The organism is Serratia oryzae, from assembly GCF_001976145.1.
Classification (GTDB): Bacteria; Pseudomonadota; Gammaproteobacteria; order Enterobacterales; family Enterobacteriaceae; genus Chania; species Chania oryzae.
Window position 1 is genome coordinate 116,665 of record NZ_MOXD01000013.1, and the last position, 19,303, is coordinate 135,967.

Genomic DNA, 19,303 nt, shown 5'->3' on the forward strand with positions numbered 1-19,303 from the left:
GGGAAACTTACTGCATGGCAATGCGGATTACATTACCGTCATGCACCTGATAGAGATCGTCTGCTGCCGCAATGACCTGCGGGTCATGGGAAGAAAAGACCACCGTTACCGAATGTTCCTGCTGCAAACGCCGCAGCAACTGCAAAATAGAGTTGCCGGTTTTGCTGTCCAGATTAGCCGTCGGTTCATCCGCCAGTACCAGAGAAGGGCGATGGATGAGGGCCCGGGCGATCGCAACGCGCTGACGTTGCCCACCGGAAAGCTGCCCGGGAAGCGATCGCGCTTTGTCCGCCAAACCGACGGTTTCCAGCATATTCATGATGGCGGATTTTCGCTGCGCAACCGTTGTGCCTTGCAAGATCAGCGGGATTTCAACGTTTTCCCAAACGCTTAAGACGGGGATTAAATTAAAGTTCTGAAAAATAAATCCAAGGTTGCGGGCGCGAAATGCACTGCGCTGATCGTCATTCAGCCGCGACATCTCTTGCCCGGCAATCATCAGGCTACCCCGATCGGGGCGATCGATACCGCCGATGACATTCAATAACGTCGTTTTGCCACTCCCAGACTGGCCAGATAATACGGTGAAACGTTGCGAGGCAATTTTTATATTAATATCCCTTAATGCCTCGACCTTGGACTGCCCCAATAAATAATTTTTATAAATTCCTTTAATCTCTACTGCCCACATTTTTCTTTAATTCCTTTTAAATATGAAGACATCCCTTCACGAAAGAGCCGATAAAGTCAGTCAAACACACATAAATATAAATAATGTATCTTAGCAAAGCATATAAATATTTGAGTAATAACGCTACGTCAACGTATGGTAAGCGTTACCCTAAGCATCAAGTCATTATTTTTTAGCGAATCATCAAAACGATCAAGACCCAGAGCCACCAAGGCGATCAAATAATTCGAGTTGCTTGCAGGTGGCAAACGCGTGAATCCCTATATCTGACTCGGGTAAACACGTGTAACCAACACTCAAGCAAACTGAAGTATGAAGAGTATATGTTTTTTCTTAACTATAAAACCATCATCAAGACAAACCTATAAAAACCTGAACTGTATCATCGACGAAACGATTCAATAAGATTGATGTATTATTAATGCATTTTATAAGGCAACAAGATAAGAGTGATTATTAGTACGACAACATAATCAGGTAAAAAATGCCATATTAGCTGGTCAAAATATAAGAAACCTCTCATCTATATAAGCAATATCTTATTTGAATTAGGCCCTGCCTTTGAAATCTCACATTTTAACTTTTTGTTAATTTTAATACGCCGAAAAAAAACCGGCGCACAGGCCGGTTTTGATATTATTGGCAGAACCCCATCCATCACTCTACGGTAACGGACTTCGCCAGGTTACGCGGCTGATCCACGTCAGTACCTTTGATTAACGCCACATAATAGGACAGCAACTGCAACGGTACCGTATAGAAAATAGGCGCCACGATTTCTTCAACGTGTGGCAATTGAATGATGGTCATACCTTCGCTGCTGACAAAACCGGCATCCTGATCGGCAAACACGTACAGTTGCCCCCCGCGCGCGCGAACTTCTTCGATGTTGGACTTCAGCTTTTCCAGCAGTTCGTTGTTAGGAGCAACCACAATGACCGGCATATCTGCATCAATCAACGCCAATGGACCATGCTTTAACTCACCGGCAGCATAGGCTTCCGCATGAATATAGGAGATTTCTTTCAGCTTCAGCGCTCCTTCCATAGCGATCGGATACTGATCGCCACGGCCCAGGAACAACGCATGGTGTTTGTCGGAGAAACCTTCCGCCAGCGCTTCAATGCTCTTATCCAGCGACAGCATCTGCTCGATACGCGCTGGCAGCGCTTGCAGACCGTGGACAATATCATGCTCAACGCTTTCAGCCATTCCCTTCAGGCGGCCAATGCGTGCCACCAGCATCAGCAACACGGCTAATTGGGTGGTGAAGGCTTTGGTGGAGGCTACACCAATTTCAGTACCTGCTTTGGTCATCAGAGCCAGATCGGATTCACGCACTAAAGAAGAACCGGCAACGTTACACACCGCCAGCGATCCCAAGTAACCCAATTCTTTCGACAAGCGCAGCGCAGCAAGCGTATCGGCCGTTTCACCAGACTGTGACAGAGTTACAATCAGGCTGCCTGGGCGCACCGCAGATTTGCGGTAACGGAACTCCGAAGCAATTTCCACGTCGCATGGCACCCCCGCCAACGCTTCGAACCAGTAACGAGCCACCATACCAGAGTGATAAGAGGTACCACAGGCGATGATCTGCACGTGCTGCACTTTTGCCAGCAGCTCATCGGCACGTGGGCCCAATTCACTGAGGTTGATCTGACCATGGCTGAAACGCCCTTCAAGGGTGTTTTTCAACGCCATCGGCTGTTCAAAAATCTCTTTTTGCATGTAATGGCGATACGCGCCTTTATCACCGGCATCGTATTGCACCTGAGATTCAATCTCTGGGCGCTCAACGGCATTACCCTGCTTATCAAAAATACTGACGGTGCGGCGAGTCACTTCCACCACGTCGCCTTCTTCCAGGAAAATAAAGCGGCGAGTGACCGGCAACAATGCCAGTTGATCGGAAGCAATAAAGTTTTCACCCACACCACGGCCAATGACCAGCGGGCTACCGGAACGAGCGGCGACCAATACGTTGGGATCGCGGCTGTCCATCACCACCGCACCGTAAGCACCACGCAGTTGTGGGATCACGCGCTGAACCACGTCCAGTAGCGTCCCCCCCTGCTTCTGCTCCCAGTGCACCAGGTGAGCAATCACTTCGGTATCGGTTTCTGAACTGAAGCGGTAACCGCGTTCAACCAGCAGTTCACGCAGCGGTTCGTGGTTTTCGATAATGCCGTTATGCACCACGGTGATGTAATCAGAAACATGAGGATGCGCATTCGCCTCAGTAGGTTCACCGTGCGTTGCCCAGCGGGTGTGAGCAATGCCGGTTCCCCCATGCAGAGCATGTTGCTCCGCCGCTTCAGCCAGTTTTTGTACCTTGCCGACGCGGCGTAAACGGCTGACGTTACTTTCAGCATCAACCACGGCCAAGCCGGCTGAGTCATACCCACGATATTCCAGGCGACGTAAACCTTCTAACAGGATTTCTGCAATATCACGTTGCGCTACTGCACCTACAATTCCACACATCAGTTTATATTCCTAATTAAACGCCTTTCAGGGCGCTTTCGATGCCTTGACCTGATTTTGCCGGTTTTTTTACCGTGCATCCCCGAGCCTGTAGATGGTGGGGTTATTATGTTTTGCTCTGCGCTCTAGGATAAAAGTACAGAGCAAAACAGGGGTGGGAGTGGCTTATTCCCCTCACCCCAGCCCTCCCACATAAGGAGAGGGAGCGGAACGAGTTACTTTTTCTTCGTTGGCCGCTGCCAGCCTTGAATATGAACTTGCTTAACGCGGCTCAGCACCAACTCATCGTCAGCGATATTCTGGGTAACCGTAGTACCCGCAGCGATAGTGGCACCTTTACCCACTGACACCGGGGCCACCAACTGGGTATCAGAACCGACAAACACATCGTCACCAATAATGGTTTTGTGTTTGTTGGCACCGTCATAGTTACAGGTGATAGTCCCGGCACCGATATTCACATCGGCACCAATCTCGGCATCCCCCAGATAGCTGAGGTGACCCGCTTTGGAGCCTTTGCCCAACCGCGCTTTCTTGATTTCCACAAAGTTGCCGACGTGTGCCCCCTCAGCCAGCTCTGTACCTGGGCGCAGGCGGGCAAATGGCCCCACCGTGCACGCGGTTTCCAATTGCGCGTCTTCCAGTACGCTGTAGGGGCTGATCTCGCAATCATCGCCAATCACGCAGTTTTTCAGCACGCAGCCAGCACCGATCTTCACGCGGTGACCCAGCTTAACCTTGCCTTCAATGATGACGTTGGCATCGATGGAGATATCGCGGCCATGTTCCAATTCACCACGCAGATCAAAACGCGCCGGATCCAGCAACATCACGCCCGCCAGCAGCAGTTTTTCAGCCTGCTCGGCCTGATAGACGCGTTCCAGTTGAGACAATTGCAGGCGATTATTCACGCCTTCCACTTCGCTCAGGCGCGCAGGATGCACTGTTTCAATCTTTTTACCATCGGCATGAGCCAAAGCGATAATATCGGTGATATAGAACTCACCCTGCGCATTATTGTTATTCAACATCCCCAGCCAACGTTTCAGATCGCGGCCGCTAGCCACCAGGATACCGGTGTTGATTTCATTAATCTGGCGTTGTTCATCGCTGGCATCTTTGTGTTCAACAATACCAACAACCTCACCGTTGCTACGCACAATGCGGCCATAACCGCTCGGATCGTCCAGTTTTACCGTCAACAGACCAATGCCACCCTGCGGTTTTGCTGCCAGCAGGCGCGTTAACGTGTCGACGGCAATCAATGGCACGTCGCCATACAGCATTAACACGTCTTCATCATCGGCAAAATGTGGGGCAGCCTGCTGCATGGCATGACCGGTACCCAACTGTTCCGCCTGTAGCACCCAGTTCAATGCCTCATCCTTTAACCTGCTTTTCAGCAAGTCCCCACCGTGGCCATAAACCAGATGAACGTTCTGAGCGCCCAGCTTCATAGCTGCGTCAATGACGTGTTGCACCATCGGCTTGCCCGCCAACGGATGTAACACTTTGGGAAGATCGGAATACATGCGTGTTCCCTTGCCCGCGGCGAGGATAACCACGCTCATTGCGCTGTTCAACATAAGCAACCTGATAACTCCATTTTGATGGACGAAAGTAAAACTCTTTGGTGATAAAAATACTACATATTTCTCTACACGAATTCAGTACAGGCCGCGTGGCTCTAAGCGTGCCGCTAAGCAGAACAATCTCGGCCTGTAGCGAAAAAAACTGTCGGCGATCGGAGACGCTTTAATGCCGCTGACAAAGCTAATACATCACAATGTTAACCCGGTTGAAATGCTTATTTTAAAGCAAAAAAAAAGCGACCACATGGGCCGCTTTATTATTCTGAGCGTTGCGCACAACGCCCTGATTTTACATCGCTTTTCTGGTGAGTTCGATAACGCGCAGTTTCGCGATCGCTTTCGCCAGTTCAGCGGATGCCTGAGCATAGTCGACATCACCATGAGAGCTACGGATGTGCTCTTCAGCTTTACGCTTAGCTTCCAGCGCTCTTGCTTCGTCAAGGTCCGTTCCACGGATGGCAGTGTCCGCCAACACGGTGACCACGCTCGGCTGTACCTCAAGGATACCGCCGGACAGGTAGATGAACTCTTCTTCACCGTGCTGTTTAACAATACGCACCATGCCAGGCTTGATGGCAGTCAGCAGCGGCGCATGGCCAGGGAAGATCCCCAGTTCGCCTTCGCTACCTGTTACCTGGATCTTCTGTACCAGGCCGGAAAACATCTGTTTTTCCGCGCTGACAACATCCAGATGGTAAGTCATAGCCATATCACCCTCCTCTCAAGGCGTTACAGTTTCTTGGCTTTTTCCACTGCTTCTTCAATGGTGCCAACCATGTAGAACGCCTGTTCCGGCAGGTGGTCATAGTCGCCTTCCATAATGCCTTTGAAACCACGAATGGTATCTTTCAGCGATACGAACTTGCCCGGAGAACCGGTGAAGACTTCTGCCACGAAGAACGGCTGAGACAGGAAACGTTGGATTTTACGCGCGCGGGATACTACCAGCTTGTCATCTTCTGACAGCTCGTCCATACCCAGGATCGCGATAATATCTTTCAGCTCCTGATAGCGTTGCAGAATAGACTGCACGCCGCGCGCTACGTCGTAGTGCTCCTGGCCAACAACCAGCGGATCCAATTGACGGCTGGTAGAATCCAGCGGATCAACGGCCGGGTAGATACCCAGAGAAGCGATGTTACGGCTCAGTACCACGGTTGCATCCAAGTGAGCAAAGGTGGTGGCTGGTGATGGGTCAGTCAAGTCATCCGCAGGCACGTAAACGGCCTGTACAGAGGTGATAGAACCCGTCTTGGTTGAGGTGATACGTTCTTGCAGAACACCCATCTCTTCCGCCAGCGTTGGCTGATAACCTACCGCCGATGGCATACGGCCCAGAAGTGCAGACACTTCGGTACCGGCCAGGGTATAACGGTAAATGTTATCCACAAACAGCAGAACATCACGGCCTTCGTCACGGAACTTCTCAGCCATGGTCAGACCGGTCAGCGCCACGCGCAGACGGTTACCTGGTGGCTCGTTCATCTGGCCGTAAACCAGGGAAACTTTGTCCAGTACGTTGGAATCGTTCATTTCGTGGTAGAAGTCGTTACCCTCACGAGTACGTTCACCCACGCCCGCAAACACTGAATAACCGGAGTGCTCGATCGCGATGTTACGGATCAGCTCCATCATGTTTACGGTTTTACCTACGCCCGCACCACCGAACAGACCGACTTTACCACCCTTGGCGAACGGGCAGATCAGGTCCATAACTTTGATACCGGTTTCCAGCAGATCCTGGGAGTTAGACAACTCTTCGTAGCTTGGCGCCGGACGGTGAATCGCCCAACGCTCTTCTTCGCCGATGTCGCCCTTCATGTCGATTGGCTGACCCAATACGTTCATGATACGGCCCAGGGTAGCTTTACCTACCGGTACTTCGATTGGATGCTGCAGGTTGGTCACTTTCAGACCGCGACGCAGACCGTCTGAGGTCCCCATGGCGATACAGCGAACCACGCCACCACCCAACTGCTGCTGAACTTCCAGCACCAGTTTCTCGGTGCCGTTTTCAACCTCAAGAGCGTCGTACACTTTTGGTACGGCATCCTGAGGGAATTCGACGTCCACCACGGCGCCGATTACCTGGATAATCTTTCCAGTAGCCATCTTGAATCCTCTACGTAATTCGTTTACCCGGCCTATTTCAAATTGCTGGCGCGTTGACTGCCTTCTCTCGCCCCAGTTGTCGCCTTCCCGCAATCTGAACTATTTAGGGTAATAACCTGGTTAAACCGCGGAGGCTCCCGAAACGATCTCGGTGAGTTCCTGAGTGATGCTGGCCTGACGCGCCTTGTTGTATACCAACTGCAGCTCTTTGATCAGGCTACCGCCGTTATCGGTTGCGGCTTTCATCGCGACCATTCGTGCGGCCTGCTCGCTGGCCAGGTTTTCCACGACGCCCTGATAAACTTGCGATTCCACATAGCGACGCAGCAAGGTATCAAGCAGCACTTTTGGATCGGGTTCATACAGGTAATCCCAGGATTTTTTCTTCAGCTCACCGTCTTCAGAAGGCGGTAATGGCAGAAGCTGCAGTATCTGCGGTTCCTGAGACATCGTATTGACAAATTTGTTGCTGACGATGTACAGCTTGTCCAAACGACCTTCGTCGTAGGCTTGCAGCATCACCTTCACTGGGCCGATCAGATCCGACAGAGAAGGGTTATCCCCCATGCCGGTCACCTGGGCTACCACTTTGCCGCCCACGGAACCAAAGAAAGAGGCTGCTTTTGAGCCAATCAGTGCCAAATCAGCTTCGACACCTTTTTCAGACCAGCCTTTCATCTCTGCCAACAGCTTTTTGAACAGGTTGATGTTCAAGCCACCGCAGAGACCACGGTCAGTAGACACCACCAGATACCCAACGCGCTTAACATCACGCTCATCCAGGTACGGGTGCTTGTATTCCAGATTCCCTAACGCCAGGTGACCGATCACCTCGCGCATGGTCTCTGCATAAGGACGGCTGGCCGCCATGCGATCCTGCGATTTACGCATTTTGGAGGCGGCGACCATCTCCATCGCTTTAGTGATCTTTTGCGTGTTTTGCACGCTAGCGATCTTACTACGTATCTCTTTTGCGCCGGCCATCTCTGCTTCTCCTCATTGCCAGACAGCCTGCTGTCTTTCAACAGCAGGCTACTGTGCGTTACCAGGACTGGGTTGCCATGAAGCTATCGAGGATGCCTTTCAGCTTGCCTTCGATCTCATCGTTATAAGCACCAGTTTGGTTGATGTGGTTCAGCAGTTCGGCATGCTCGCGATCTGCATAAGCAACCAGAGCGGCCTCGAAGCTCACGACTTTCGCGACTTCAACGTCGTTCAGGTAGCCACGCTCAGCGGCAAACAGCACCAGAGACTGTTGTGCGACGGACATCGGCGCATACTGTTTCTGTTTCAGCAGCTCGGTCACTTTCTGACCGTGGCTCAGCTGTTTGCGGGTTGCATCGTCCAGATCGGAAGCGAACTGAGAGAACGCAGCCAGTTCACGGTACTGTGCCAGAGCGGTACGGATACCACCGGACAGTTTTTTCATGATCTTGGTCTGTGCTGCACCACCCACACGGGATACCGAGATACCCGGGTTAACTGCCGGACGGATACCGGAGTTAAACAGGTTGGATTCCAGGAAGATCTGACCATCGGTAATCGAGATTACGTTGGTCGGAACGAACGCGGAAACGTCACCCGCCTGGGTTTCAATGATCGGCAGAGCCGTCAGTGAACCGGTTTTCCCTTTGACTTCACCCTTGGTGAAAGCTTCAACGTATTCAGCGTTAACACGCGCAGCACGCTCCAGCAAACGGGAGTGCAGATAGAATACGTCACCAGGATAAGCTTCACGGCCTGGTGGACGACGAAGCAGCAGGGAAATCTGACGATAAGCAACGGCCTGCTTGGACAGGTCATCGTAAACAATCAGGGCATCTTCACCGCGATCGCGGAAGTATTCACCCATTGCGCAACCGGCATATGGAGCCAGGTATTGCAGCGCAGCGGATTCAGATGCGGTAGCCACAACCACGATGGTGTTGGCCAGTGCACCGTGCTCTTCCAGTTTGCGCACCACGTTAGCAATGGTGGACGCTTTCTGGCCGATAGCCACGTAAACACATTTGATACCAGAATCACGCTGGTTGATGATCGCATCGATCGCCAGAGCGGTTTTACCGGTCTGACGGTCACCGATCACCAGCTCACGCTGGCCACGGCCGATTGGGATCATGGCATCTACAGACTTATAACCGGTCTGTACAGGCTGATCGACCGACTGACGCTCGATAACGCCAGGTGCGATGGTTTCAACCGGGGAGAAGCCGTCATGCTCAACCGGGCCTTTACCGTCGATAGGTGCACCCAGAGTGTTCACCACGCGGCCCAGCAGACCACGGCCTACTGGAACTTCCAGAATACGTCCGGTGCATTTTACCTTCATGCCTTCGGCTAGATCCGCGTACGGACCCATAACCACGGCACCTACAGAGTCACGCTCCAGGTTCAATGCGATTGCATAACGGTTGCCTGGCAGTGCGATCATTTCGCCCTGCATAACATCGGCCAGACCGTGTACGCGGATGATCCCGTCACTGACGGAAACGATAGTACCTTCATTGTGAGCTTCGCTCACCACATTGAACTGAGCAATGCGCTGCTTGATCAGTTCGCTGATTTCGGTGGAATTCAGTTGCATGCTCCAGTCCCCTTAAGACTGCAAGACGTCTGCCAGGCGTTCAAGACGACCGCGAACGCTGCCATCAATCACCATATCGCCAGCACGGATAATTACGCCGGCCAGTACAGACTTGTCAATTTTGCAATTCAGCTTAACTTTGCGTGACAGACGTTTTTCCATCGCAGCGGCAATCTTGGCCTGCTGTTCATCGCTCAGTGCGCTCGAAGAGAGCACGTCGACTTCGATAGTGGATTCCAGCGCAGCACGCAGTTCTATGAACTGTTGCAGTACCGCAGGAAGAACCAGTAAACGTCCATTTTCGGCCATTACACGGATAAAGTTCTGGCCATGTTCGTCGAGCTCATCACCACATACCGCAGTGAACGTCTTGGACAGCGTTTCTGGTGCAACAGCACCGGAAAGCAATTCAGCCATCTGTTCGTTGCGGGTGACTTCAGCACTAAACGCCAGCATTTGCTGCCAGCGCTCTACGCTTTGGTTCTCAACGGCAAAGTCAAAAGCTGCTTTGGCGTAGGGGCGAGCTACAGTAACAAATTCAGACATCAGCCCCTCCCTCCTTACAGTTCAGCGACCAGTTTATCAACGATGTCGCTGTTAGCAGCTTCATCCACGGAACGTTCGATAATCTTCTCGGCGCCAGCAATTGCCAGCATCGCGACTTGCTTACGCAACTCTTCACGAGCGCGCTTACGTTCGGCTTCGATCTCAACCTGAGCCTGCGCCACGATTTTGTTACGTTCCTGCTCGGCTTCCGCTTTCGCTTCATCCATGATCTGAGCTTTGCGTTTGTTGGCTTGCTCGATGATCACCTGAGCTTCTGCTTTAGCAGTTTTCAGCTGGTCGGTCGCATGGGCTTGCGCTAAGTCCAAATCTTTTTTGCCACGCTCTGCAGAAGCGAGACCGTCAGCAATTTCTTTCTGACGCTTCTCAATGGCAGCCATGATCGGCGGCCATACATACTTCATACAGAACCAGACAAACAGGATGAACGAGATAGCCTGGCCGAGGATTGTTGCGTTAAGATTCACAGCACAATGCCTCTTTAAAAGTTAATAATGGGGTTTCGTTGTCGAGAACCATCTCGACTTACGCGACAGCGAACATCACGTACAGACCCAGACCAACAGCGATCATCGGGATGGCGTCGACCAGACCCATAACGATAAAGAACTGTGTACGCAGCAGAGGAATCAGATCAGGCTGACGTGCAGCGCCTTCCAAGAATTTACCACCCAGGATGCCGATACCGATCGCAGCACCGATTGCCGCTAAACCCATCATAATAGCGGCAGCCATGTACAGCAGATCCATATTCAGGTTTTCCATGACAGTCTCCAGTTTATTTCAGTTTAAAAGTGCAAGTGTTTTAAGAAAATCAGTGCTCTTCAGACGCCATCGACAGATAGACGATCGTCAGAACCATGAAAATAAAGGCTTGAAGCGTAATGATCAGAATGTGGAAGATCGCCCAAGGCAAGCTCAGGACCCACTGTGACCACCACGGCAACAGGCCGGCAATAAGGATGAAGATCAACTCACCCGCATACATGTTGCCGAACAGTCGCAAACCCAGAGAAACAGGTTTGGACAGCAGGCTGACACCTTCAAGAATCAGGTTGATTGGAATAAATAACGGATGGTTGAATGGCTGCATGGTTAACTCTTTAGCAAACCCACCAATGCCTTTCATTTTGATGCTATAGAACAGAATCAGGACAAATACGGCCAAGGCCATAGACAGAGTGATGTTCACGTCAGCGGTAGGCACCACGCGCAGCGCAGGCAGCCCAGCCCATGTACCAAGATGCGGCAGGAAATCTACCGGAATCAGGTCCATCAGGTTCATCAGGAACACCCAGACGAACACGGTTAACGCCAGCGGGGCGATAACCTTACTCTTACCGTGGTACATATCTTTAACGCTGTTGTCGACAAACCCGACGAGCAGTTCAACGGCGGTTTGCAACTTGCCGGGAACGCCGCTGGTAGCGTTTTTAGCCACTTTGCGGAAAATCGCCAGGAAGACAACCCCGAGGACAACGGAGAAAAATATCGAGTCGATGTTAACCGACCAGAATCCCGTCCCGATCTGAAGATGCGTCAGATGGTGACCGATATACTCCTGTGGAGTGTTGATTGCTCCTGCAGACATGATGCCTCTTACCCTTATTTAGTTAAGTTCGGTAACGGTTAATCACGGTCGGTGCCACTATCTGCACCACTAACACCGCTAAATAGGTCAGGCCAAGCGGGACAAAAGCCGCTTTGAACACCCCAAGCGCCACGATCAGCAAAACGATGGTGATCACGACTTTTAATCCCTCGCCAATAGCAAACGACCATGCCACCCTGCCGGGCGCTGGCGTTTGCGCCTGATGGCGCAAGGCAAACAGCATAAACATGGCATTCGGCAACCAGGCAGCAAAACCACCCGCCAACGCCGAGCCGCTCCATTCCAGGCTTTTCAACCCGAAAGCAGCGCTGATCAGAACAAAGGTCATTAACTGCAGGAACAGCAGTTTGCGTGCTACTTTTCCGCTGTAAAGGGACACAGACATGACGTTTGTTCTCTCCGTACCCCAAAGGGTATGCTGAGTGACGTATGAAACTGTCTTTGCTGTTTTGAGTCAAGCAGCCAAAAACGAGCAAATTATACGGGCCACTCCAACGAATTCAATCGATAAGTAGCGAAAAGGTGAACAATTATTTAAATTTCCCTTTTTCGAGCGGCTTTCGCAAGAAAATAGCCGGAATAATCGTACAGGTTTAATTGTCTGATTATTCCTGCGTTGCGCCAGGAAATGTGCATCCGATCACAATAATAATCACCATAGATTTATACTCCACCGATTCAGCCTGAGTCTTTAGCTATTTGAGCGGTTAAAAATTATTATAAATCAAAATATTACAAGTTAACCTTTCAAAAACAATCTTTCTACCCAAGAAAAACCTTCTTTTGACATTCTCAGGACGAATATTGCAACACTAAATTAACATCGACAGCCAGACGGAATCGTTCACACATCATCACTAACGTGACTATTACATTCTGCAATTAAGCGCTTATTGGCATTGGTACCAGTGTTTTATGTTAATAAAAAGTTATTTCGCTTAAAAAGCGTCGATTTGATTAGCCTGCTTATCTTTACATTCCACGCCGCCATTTAGCAGGCACTTATTTGATTCTGAGCAAACTCAGTTTGCCTTTAGTACCACCAGATGACGTTCCCCTTCCAGTTCAGGAACATGCAAACGAATCACTGACTCTACAGTCACACCTGCTGGCAACTGCGCCAGCTCATCTTCCGGGCGAACGCCTTTCAGCGCATAAAAACGCCCCTCTCCTTTGGTTGGCAGATGGCGGCACCAGGCCAACATATCCTGCAGTGAGGCGAAAGCACGGCTGATCACACCATCAAACGGCGGTTCGGCTGGAAAATCTTCCACACGGCTCTGTACCGGCTCGATATTTTTCAGCCCCAGTTCATGCTGCACCTGGCGCAGGAAGCGAACGCGCTTGCCCAGGCTGTCCAATAGCGTGAAATGCGAGTCAGGGCGCACAATCGCCAGTGGGATCCCCGGCAGCCCAGGGCCTGTTCCCACGTCAATAAAGCGTGAACCGTGCAGATGGGGCTCAACCACGATGCTATCGAGAATATGACGTATCAGCATCTGCTGCGGATCGCGCACCGAAGTAAGGTTGTAGGCCTTGTTCCACTTGTCGAGCATACCGACATAACCCAGCAATTGCTGTTTTTGTTGATCGGGAAGCGCAATTCCTGCCGCTGAGAGCAGCGAATCTAATTTTTTTTGCACAACGGAATCCTCTGACAGAAGTGGAACAGCAAGGCAAAATGGTGCTGAGCCATGAGGCGACTATGATAATTCAGGCGTGGGGTGATGTCAGCGGCCGTTTGCTCAACGGATAAGCAAACGGCCTTGGTAAAGCACAGGATTTATGCGCTGCGGCGCAGCAAGCCCTGCTTTTTCAGCCAGATCAGCAGAATGGAAATGGCCGCTGGGGTGATCCCTGAAATACGTGAGGCCTGGCCGATCGAGTTCGGTTTATGATCGTTAAGCTTGGCGATCACTTCATTCGATAATCCGGAAACCTGACGATAATCAAGATCCACCGGCAGCAGGGTATTCTCGTTGCGTTGCTGCTTCTCGATCTCTTCCTGCTGGCGCACGATATAGCCTTCATACTTCACCTGAATTTCCACCTGCTCAGCGGCTTGAGTATCTGCCAGTGCAGGAGCAAAAGCGGCAACTCCGGTCAGTTGGGTATAATCCATCTCAGGGCGGCGCAGCAGTTCTTCGCCGTTGGCTTCACGCGACAATGGTGCTTTCAACAGCGCGTTTACCTGTTCCACGTTCTCAGAGTGCGGGTGCACCCAGATATCGCGCAAGCGCTGGCGTTCCTGTTCAATATGCTCCAGTTTTTCGTTGTAGCGAGCCCAGCGGATATCGTCCACCAGCCCCAGTTCACGGCCTTTTTCGGTCAGACGCAGATCGGCGTTGTCTTCGCGCAGCATCAGGCGATATTCGGCACGTGATGTAAACATACGGTACGGTTCTTTAGTGCCCAATGTGCTGAGATCGTCTACCAGTACGCCCAGATAAGCCTGATCGCGGCGCGGTGACCAACCTTCATCATCCACCGCGTAACGTCCGGCGTTCAGACCTGCCAACAGGCCTTGTGCCGCTGCTTCTTCATAGCCGGTCGTGCCGTTGATCTGGCCAGCAAAGAACAATCCTTGGATAAATTTGCTTTCCAACGTGGGCTTCAAATCGCGCGGGTCGAAGAAATCATACTCAATGGCGTAACCTGGGCGAACGATGCGAGCATTTTGCATCCCTTCCATCGAACGCACGATCTGCATTTGTACGTCAAACGGCAAGCTGGTGGAAATCCCGTTGGGATAGATCTCGTTACTGGTCAGCCCTTCCGGCTCCAGGAAGATCTGATGTGAGTTACGATCGGCGAAGCGCATCACCTTGTCTTCGATCGATGGGCAATAGCGTGGCCCAATCCCTTCGATGATCCCGGCATACATTGGGCTGCGATCCAGATTATTGCGGATCACATCGTGGGTTTTTTCGTTGGTATGGGTGATATAGCACGGCATTTGTTGCGGATGCTGGCTGGAATTGCCCAGGAAGGAAAACACCGGGCTCGGCGTATCGCCATGTTGTTCCGCCAGAACGCTGAAATCGATAGTGCGTGCATCAATACGGGGTGGTGTACCGGTTTTCAGACGGTTAACGCGCAAAGGTAGCTCACGCAGGCGCTGTGATAACGAGATCGACGGAGGATCGCCAGCACGGCCACCGCTGTAGTTTTCCAGGCCAATGTGGATCTTACCATCCAGGAAGGTGCCAACGGTCAGTACTACCGCTTTGGCGCGGAATTTAAGCCCCATCTGGGTCACTGCACCAACGACACGATCGTTTTCTACGATCAGATCCTCAACTGCCTGTTGGAAAATCATCAGGTTGGGTTGGTTCTCCAGAGCGGTACGGACAGCCTGGCGATACAGTACGCGATCGGCCTGAGCCCGGGTTGCCCTGACCGCAGGGCCTTTGCTGGCGTTTAGTATTCTAAACTGGATGCCGGCATGATCGATCGCAGTGGCCATCAGGCCGCCAAGTGCGTCAATTTCTTTAACCAGATGCCCTTTCCCAATACCACCAATCGCCGGATTGCAGGACATTTGCCCCAGGGTGTCGATATTGTGAGTCAGTAATAAAGTCTGACGGCCCATACGTGCTGCGGCCATGGCGGCTTCGGTACCGGCATGACCACCACCGATGATGATGACGTCAAATTGCTCTGGATAAAACATGGAACTGCACCTCGAAGTACTTGCGAACGATCTTGATCTGCCCTGGGGGGAGGATTCTACTCAAGTTTAGACGATCGACCAAGCGCTCAGGATCGTCGTTAATTAAAAGAAGATCTTTTTTATTTAAAGATCTCTTTACTAGATCTCTTATTAGGATCGCGATCCTCTGTGGATAAGTGCTTATTCGCGATGAAGATCAGCAGATTAATGAGGATCGTTAGCTGTGAATGATCGGTGATCCTAGCGCTGATAAGCTGGGATCTAAATGGTATGTTATACACAGCCTAGAAAGCGTACAGCGGTTGTTATTGGGATAACTACGGCTTTTACCCTGCTTTTAAGCATAGTTATACACATTCGTTCGCGCGATCTTTAAGCAAATTAGAGTAAATTGATCCAATTCTTTACCCATTCTTCTGCAGGATCCTCGGGAATTTCGTGCAGGGTTACGTCGATCTCGAGTCGATCGCCGATCCTTTTAGCTCCGCGAGCCACTAAAAGATCGTCGATCTGTTTGATCGCGCCACAGAAGGTATCGTATTCAGAACTGCCCAACCCGACTGCGCCGAATGTGATCTGGGAGAGATCGGGCTGCTGTTCGACGATCTGCTCCAGCAACGGCTGCAGATTATCCGGCAGATCGCCTGCGCCATGGGTGGAGGAAACCACCAGCCAGCGGCCATTCAGCGGCAGTTCATCTAATTCAGGGCCATGCAGCATTTTTGTGGAGAAACCAGCAGCTTCGAGCTGTTCAGCCAAATGTTCAGCGACGTATTCTGCACTGCCGAGCGTACTGCCACTGATCAGAGTGATGTCTGCCATAGATGATCCCAACCTTTCTGAAGAGGCAGCATTGTACGCTGTGAATGGGTTGGGATCTACCTGTGGATAATAGGGGTATATAAATTGCCGACTAAGGCGTAATGGTGCGCATAATGGGGTTCTGCAGCGAGATCAGGGTTTCGGTTGACTGGATCTCATCGATAGTCTGGATCTTGTTGATAAGTACCTGTTGCAACGCATCGATTGAGCGGCACATCACCTTGATAAATACGCTGTAGTGCCCAGTGGTGTAGTAAGCCTCCACCACTTCTTCCAGGCTTTCGAGCTTTCTCAATGCGGAAGGATAATCCTTGGCACTCTTTAATATGATACCGATAAAGCAACAGACGTCGTAACCCAGCTGTTTTGGGTTTACGTCCACCCGTGCGCCGGTAATGATGCCAGCCTGCTTCATTTTCTCTACCCGCACGTGGATCGTGCCGGGGCTGACGGCGAAAGTCTTTGCCAGTTCAGCGTAGGCGGTACGGGCATTGGCCATTAAAGCGTTGAGAATGCCGCGATCGAGATTATCGATCTGATAAATTTCCGCCATTAAATCCCCCTTTAATTGCTGATTGTTGAATTATCACCGCTTAAAAATGAACGATTAAAAACGAAAAGGCAATATTGATTAATGGATATTGAATTGTGATGCCATTCTGTTGCTTAATCGTCGGCAATTAGACAGGTTATTTAAGAGATACGGTAATGAAAAAGCAGTTTATCCAAAAACAACAACAAATCAGCTTCGTGAAATCCTTCTTTTCTCGCCAACTGGAACAACAGCTGGGTTTGATCGAGGTACAGGCACCGATCCTCAGCCGCCTGGGTGATGGCACGCAAGACAACCTTTCCGGCAGCGAGAAAGCGGTGCAGGTTAAAGTGAAAACCTTGCCAGATGCCACGTTTGAAGTGGTGCATTCCCTGGCGAAGTGGAAGCGTAAAACCCTGGGCAGCTACGATTTCAGTGCAGGCGAAGGTTTGTATACCCATATGAAAGCCCTGCGCCCGGATGAAGATCGCCTGACGCCGATCCACTCAGTGTATGTCGATCAATGGGATTGGGAACGTGTGATGGGGGATAGCGAACGCAATCTGGCCTATCTGCAAGATACCGTTACGCGCATCTATGCTTCTATAAAAGAAACGGAAGCGGCGGTGAGCCGTGAATATGGTCTGGCTCCTTTCCTGCCAGAGCAGATCCATTTTGTTCACAGTGAAACCCTGCTGCAACGCTACCCGGAGCTGGATGCCAAAGGCCGTGAGCGTGCCATTGCCAAAGAGCTGGGTGCGGTATTCCTGATTGGTATCGGTGGCAAACTGTCGCATGGCAAATCACATGACGTGCGTGCACCGGATTATGATGACTGGACGACACCGGCTGCCAATGGGTTGGCTGGCCTGAACGGCGATATCGTGGTGTGGAACCCGGTATTGCAGGATGCGTTTGAGCTGTCTTCCATGGGGATCCGCGTTGATGCTGCCGCGCTTAAGCATCAGTTGGCGCTGACCGAGGATCAGGATCGCCTGAAGCTGGAATGGCATCAGTCATTACTGCGTGGTGAAATGCCGCAAACCATCGGTGGCGGCATCGGTCAATCACGCTTGGTGATGCTGCTGCTGCAACTGTCGCATATTGGCCAAGTGCAGTGTGGCGTGTGGGCACCCGAAGTGCGTGAAGCGGTTGAAGGCCTGCTGTAAGCTGTTTTCAGCGCCGCCAGCGGCGCATTAAGCGGCTTTTTAACCCGGTATCAAAGCGCCAGATATGATCGAAGATGCGCATGATGCCGGGTTTGCCATAGGCAGACATCGCCACCGCATGAAAACGCTGCTGGTGGCTTTGCTGCTGTAATTTCACCTTTTTTATCACGTCCTCTGGCAAGCGCTGGGCAATAAAGTCAGAAATAATTACCGCATCGGCGTCGAACCAGCCACTCTCCGTCATTTTGCTGGCCGTTGCGCTCAGGCAGGCGGCCAGATCGGTTCCACCGCGGAAATGCTGGCCGAGAAAGCGCACCGCTTGTTCAATACCGCTGGCGGCGGTCAGTTCGTAATGCACAATCTGATTAGCAAACAGCATGATATAGCAGCGGCGGTTGTCGGCCAGCGCGATGCGCAATAAGGCCAGGCAGAAGGCTTTGGCGCACTGTTCGTTAAAACCTCCCATTGAACCGGAAGTATCAACGCAGACGATAAAAGGCCCGCGTGGCTGTTGATCCTGCTGTTTATGGGTGACCGGGCGCATCATGATCTGTTCCTGCCAGGCGTCGCCTTGCAGGCGATAACTCAGCAAACGCTTTTCAAGCAGCCGGCGGTAAAACTCAAACTCCAGTTCTTCAATGCCCAACGTCGCCAGTTCAGGTGGCAATAAACGCAGGATATCGTCACTTTGGTGAATACCGCTGACCTCTTCTGGCCGAATGGCGGGAACCTGTACCATGACTCGGAACGGTTCCGGTTGTGCATCCTGCTGAAGCACCGCTTTTGCTTCATAGCTGCGCCCTAACTGTTGTGCCAGTTTTTGTAATTCCGGTTGCTGTTGCAGGAAATTACCGTATTCCACCAGCCGCTGATAGTCGCCGCGCTGCAAATGCCCTTTGCTCATGTCCCACAAACGCCCGGCGGCGGTGTCGTTTTCTGCCAGCAGCGGTTCCAGCGCGCCGCTAAGTGCCAACCGTTCCTGCAGCTCAGCCAGTAACTGTTCACGTTCCTGTTCAAGCAACTGGTGGTGCAGCATAGTCGCCTGCAGCGTCAGGCTGATGCGCCAGCGCTGTAAAAACAGGGTTTGGAAACTGTCTGGATGGTTGGCCAGATCGGCGGCGTCAGCCAGCTCTTGTGCCTGTTTATAAAATGGCGAAATCAATTGGCGCAGCAGTTCGAGCGTATCGTTGAGATGATGAAAGAATTGGGCGTTATTTTCCAATTGGCACTGCTGGTATCGGTAAAACTCCTGCGCCAGTGCGGGGGGGATCATTGCCTGATGAATACGTTCTTTTAGCTGCAATCGCCAACGTGGCAGATCGCGGTTCAACGCTCGGCGTATCGCCGGGAATTTATTGAAAAACATCATTAGCTGTGGGGCTGCCAACATGCCAATGATCATCTCTTCGATCAGTTCCCCTTCGGCGATCGACAGCAGCAGATCAATCGTTTCAAGGCTGAGCAT

Annotated in this window: 18 protein-coding genes; 1 reads left to right on the forward strand and 17 read right to left on the reverse strand. The window is 51.5% G+C overall.

Annotated features, from left to right (window positions below):
* Positions 1-7: 7 nt before the first annotated feature.
* The 16 genes from BMI79_RS19850 to asnC form a co-directional block, all read right to left on the reverse strand.
* A complete protein-coding gene (locus tag BMI79_RS19850; RefSeq protein WP_076943867.1) occupies positions 8-691 on the reverse strand; it encodes an ABC transporter ATP-binding protein in 684 nt (227 codons plus the stop codon).
* Between the two features lie 657 nt (positions 692-1,348).
* Positions 1,349-3,178 (reverse strand): glutamine--fructose-6-phosphate transaminase (isomerizing), encoded by a 1,830-nt coding sequence (gene glmS / locus BMI79_RS19855; protein WP_076943869.1) that lies wholly within the window; start codon positions 3,176-3,178, stop codon positions 1,349-1,351.
* Positions 3,179-3,393: 215 nt separating this feature from the next.
* The gene (glmU, locus tag BMI79_RS19860) at positions 3,394-4,764 is read right to left on the reverse strand and encodes a bifunctional UDP-N-acetylglucosamine diphosphorylase/glucosamine-1-phosphate N-acetyltransferase GlmU (RefSeq protein WP_076943870.1); all 1,371 of its coding nucleotides are present in this window, start codon (positions 4,762-4,764) and stop codon (positions 3,394-3,396) included.
* Positions 4,765-5,059: 295 nt separating this feature from the next.
* A complete protein-coding gene (locus tag BMI79_RS19865) occupies positions 5,060-5,479 on the reverse strand; it encodes a F0F1 ATP synthase subunit epsilon (protein WP_004933814.1) in 420 nt (139 codons plus the stop codon).
* Between the two features lie 20 nt (positions 5,480-5,499).
* Positions 5,500-6,882: a F0F1 ATP synthase subunit beta gene (gene atpD, locus BMI79_RS19870; RefSeq protein WP_037404142.1), complete on the reverse strand. Its 1,383-nt coding sequence runs from the start codon at positions 6,880-6,882 to the stop codon at positions 5,500-5,502.
* 120 nt (positions 6,883-7,002) lie between these two features.
* Complete coding sequence (atpG, locus tag BMI79_RS19875) at positions 7,003-7,866, reverse strand: F0F1 ATP synthase subunit gamma (RefSeq protein WP_076943871.1); 864 nt, start codon at positions 7,864-7,866, stop codon at positions 7,003-7,005.
* Between the two features lie 58 nt (positions 7,867-7,924).
* Positions 7,925-9,466 (reverse strand): F0F1 ATP synthase subunit alpha, encoded by a 1,542-nt coding sequence (gene atpA, locus BMI79_RS19880; RefSeq protein ID WP_076943872.1) that lies wholly within the window; start codon positions 9,464-9,466, stop codon positions 7,925-7,927.
* A 12-nt stretch (positions 9,467-9,478) separates the two neighbouring features.
* Positions 9,479-10,012, reverse strand: coding sequence for a F0F1 ATP synthase subunit delta (gene atpH / locus BMI79_RS19885; RefSeq protein WP_076943873.1), 534 nt, complete (start codon positions 10,010-10,012; stop codon positions 9,479-9,481).
* Positions 10,013-10,026: 14 nt separating this feature from the next.
* A complete protein-coding gene (atpF, locus tag BMI79_RS19890; RefSeq protein WP_076943874.1) occupies positions 10,027-10,497 on the reverse strand; it encodes a F0F1 ATP synthase subunit B in 471 nt (156 codons plus the stop codon).
* Positions 10,498-10,555: 58 nt separating this feature from the next.
* Complete coding sequence (gene atpE / locus BMI79_RS19895; protein ID WP_004393045.1) at positions 10,556-10,795, reverse strand: F0F1 ATP synthase subunit C; 240 nt, start codon at positions 10,793-10,795, stop codon at positions 10,556-10,558.
* A 49-nt stretch (positions 10,796-10,844) separates the two neighbouring features.
* Positions 10,845-11,621 (reverse strand): F0F1 ATP synthase subunit A, encoded by a 777-nt coding sequence (gene atpB / locus BMI79_RS19900; RefSeq protein ID WP_076943876.1) that lies wholly within the window; start codon positions 11,619-11,621, stop codon positions 10,845-10,847.
* 22 nt (positions 11,622-11,643) lie between these two features.
* On the reverse strand, positions 11,644-12,027 hold the full coding sequence (gene atpI, locus BMI79_RS19905) for a F0F1 ATP synthase subunit I (RefSeq protein WP_076943877.1): 384 nt from the start codon (positions 12,025-12,027) through the stop codon (positions 11,644-11,646).
* Positions 12,028-12,664: 637 nt separating this feature from the next.
* Complete coding sequence (gene rsmG, locus BMI79_RS19910) at positions 12,665-13,285, reverse strand: 16S rRNA (guanine(527)-N(7))-methyltransferase RsmG (protein WP_076943878.1); 621 nt, start codon at positions 13,283-13,285, stop codon at positions 12,665-12,667.
* Positions 13,286-13,425: 140 nt separating this feature from the next.
* On the reverse strand, positions 13,426-15,315 hold the full coding sequence (gene mnmG, locus BMI79_RS19915) for a tRNA uridine-5-carboxymethylaminomethyl(34) synthesis enzyme MnmG (RefSeq protein WP_076943879.1): 1,890 nt from the start codon (positions 15,313-15,315) through the stop codon (positions 13,426-13,428).
* A gap of 381 nt (positions 15,316-15,696) precedes the next feature.
* The gene (mioC, locus tag BMI79_RS19920) at positions 15,697-16,137 is read right to left on the reverse strand and encodes an FMN-binding protein MioC (protein ID WP_076943880.1); all 441 of its coding nucleotides are present in this window, start codon (positions 16,135-16,137) and stop codon (positions 15,697-15,699) included.
* A gap of 91 nt (positions 16,138-16,228) precedes the next feature.
* Positions 16,229-16,690 (reverse strand): transcriptional regulator AsnC, encoded by a 462-nt coding sequence (gene asnC / locus BMI79_RS19925; RefSeq protein ID WP_076943881.1) that lies wholly within the window; start codon positions 16,688-16,690, stop codon positions 16,229-16,231.
* Between the two features lie 155 nt (positions 16,691-16,845).
* Between asnC and asnA the strand changes: the two genes are divergently transcribed.
* Positions 16,846-17,838, forward strand: a complete 993-nt coding sequence (gene asnA, locus BMI79_RS19930) for an aspartate--ammonia ligase (RefSeq protein ID WP_076943882.1) — start codon at positions 16,846-16,848, stop codon at positions 17,836-17,838.
* Positions 17,839-17,845: 7 nt separating this feature from the next.
* On the opposite strand, the gene viaA is transcribed toward asnA, so the two are convergent.
* Positions 17,846-19,303, reverse strand: a complete 1,458-nt coding sequence (gene viaA / locus BMI79_RS19935; RefSeq protein WP_076943883.1) for an ATPase RavA stimulator ViaA — start codon at positions 19,301-19,303, stop codon at positions 17,846-17,848.

Bases quoted from the DNA above. Each gene is read 5' to 3' on its own strand.
- BMI79_RS19865 (WP_004933814.1), bottom strand. From the start codon at position 5,479: ATGGCTATGACTTACCATCTGGATGTTGTCAGCGCGGAAAAACAGATG.
- atpA (WP_076943872.1), bottom strand. From the start codon at position 9,466: ATGCAACTGAATTCCACCGAAATCAGCGAACTGATCAAGCAGCGCATT.
- atpI (WP_076943877.1), bottom strand. From the start codon at position 12,027: ATGTCTGTGTCCCTTTACAGCGGAAAAGTAGCACGCAAACTGCTGTTC.
- glmS (WP_076943869.1), bottom strand. From the start codon at position 3,178: ATGTGTGGAATTGTAGGTGCAGTAGCGCAACGTGATATTGCAGAAATC.
- atpE (WP_004393045.1), bottom strand. From the start codon at position 10,795: ATGGAAAACCTGAATATGGATCTGCTGTACATGGCTGCCGCTATTATG.
- asnA (WP_076943882.1), top strand. From the start codon at position 16,846: ATGAAAAAGCAGTTTATCCAAAAACAACAACAAATCAGCTTCGTGAAA.
- atpB (WP_076943876.1), bottom strand. From the start codon at position 11,621: ATGTCTGCAGGAGCAATCAACACTCCACAGGAGTATATCGGTCACCAT.
- viaA (WP_076943883.1), bottom strand. From the start codon at position 19,303: ATGCTCAGCCTTGAAACGATTGATCTGCTGCTGTCGATCGCCGAAGGG.
- atpD (WP_037404142.1), bottom strand. From the start codon at position 6,882: ATGGCTACTGGAAAGATTATCCAGGTAATCGGCGCCGTGGTGGACGTC.
- BMI79_RS19850 (WP_076943867.1), bottom strand. From the start codon at position 691: ATGTGGGCAGTAGAGATTAAAGGAATTTATAAAAATTATTTATTGGGG.
- asnC (WP_076943881.1), bottom strand. From the start codon at position 16,690: ATGGCGGAAATTTATCAGATCGATAATCTCGATCGCGGCATTCTCAAC.
- atpH (WP_076943873.1), bottom strand. From the start codon at position 10,012: ATGTCTGAATTTGTTACTGTAGCTCGCCCCTACGCCAAAGCAGCTTTT.
- atpG (WP_076943871.1), bottom strand. From the start codon at position 7,866: ATGGCCGGCGCAAAAGAGATACGTAGTAAGATCGCTAGCGTGCAAAAC.
- mnmG (WP_076943879.1), bottom strand. From the start codon at position 15,315: ATGTTTTATCCAGAGCAATTTGACGTCATCATCATCGGTGGTGGTCAT.
- mioC (WP_076943880.1), bottom strand. From the start codon at position 16,137: ATGGCAGACATCACTCTGATCAGTGGCAGTACGCTCGGCAGTGCAGAA.
- glmU (WP_076943870.1), bottom strand. From the start codon at position 4,764: ATGTTGAACAGCGCAATGAGCGTGGTTATCCTCGCCGCGGGCAAGGGA.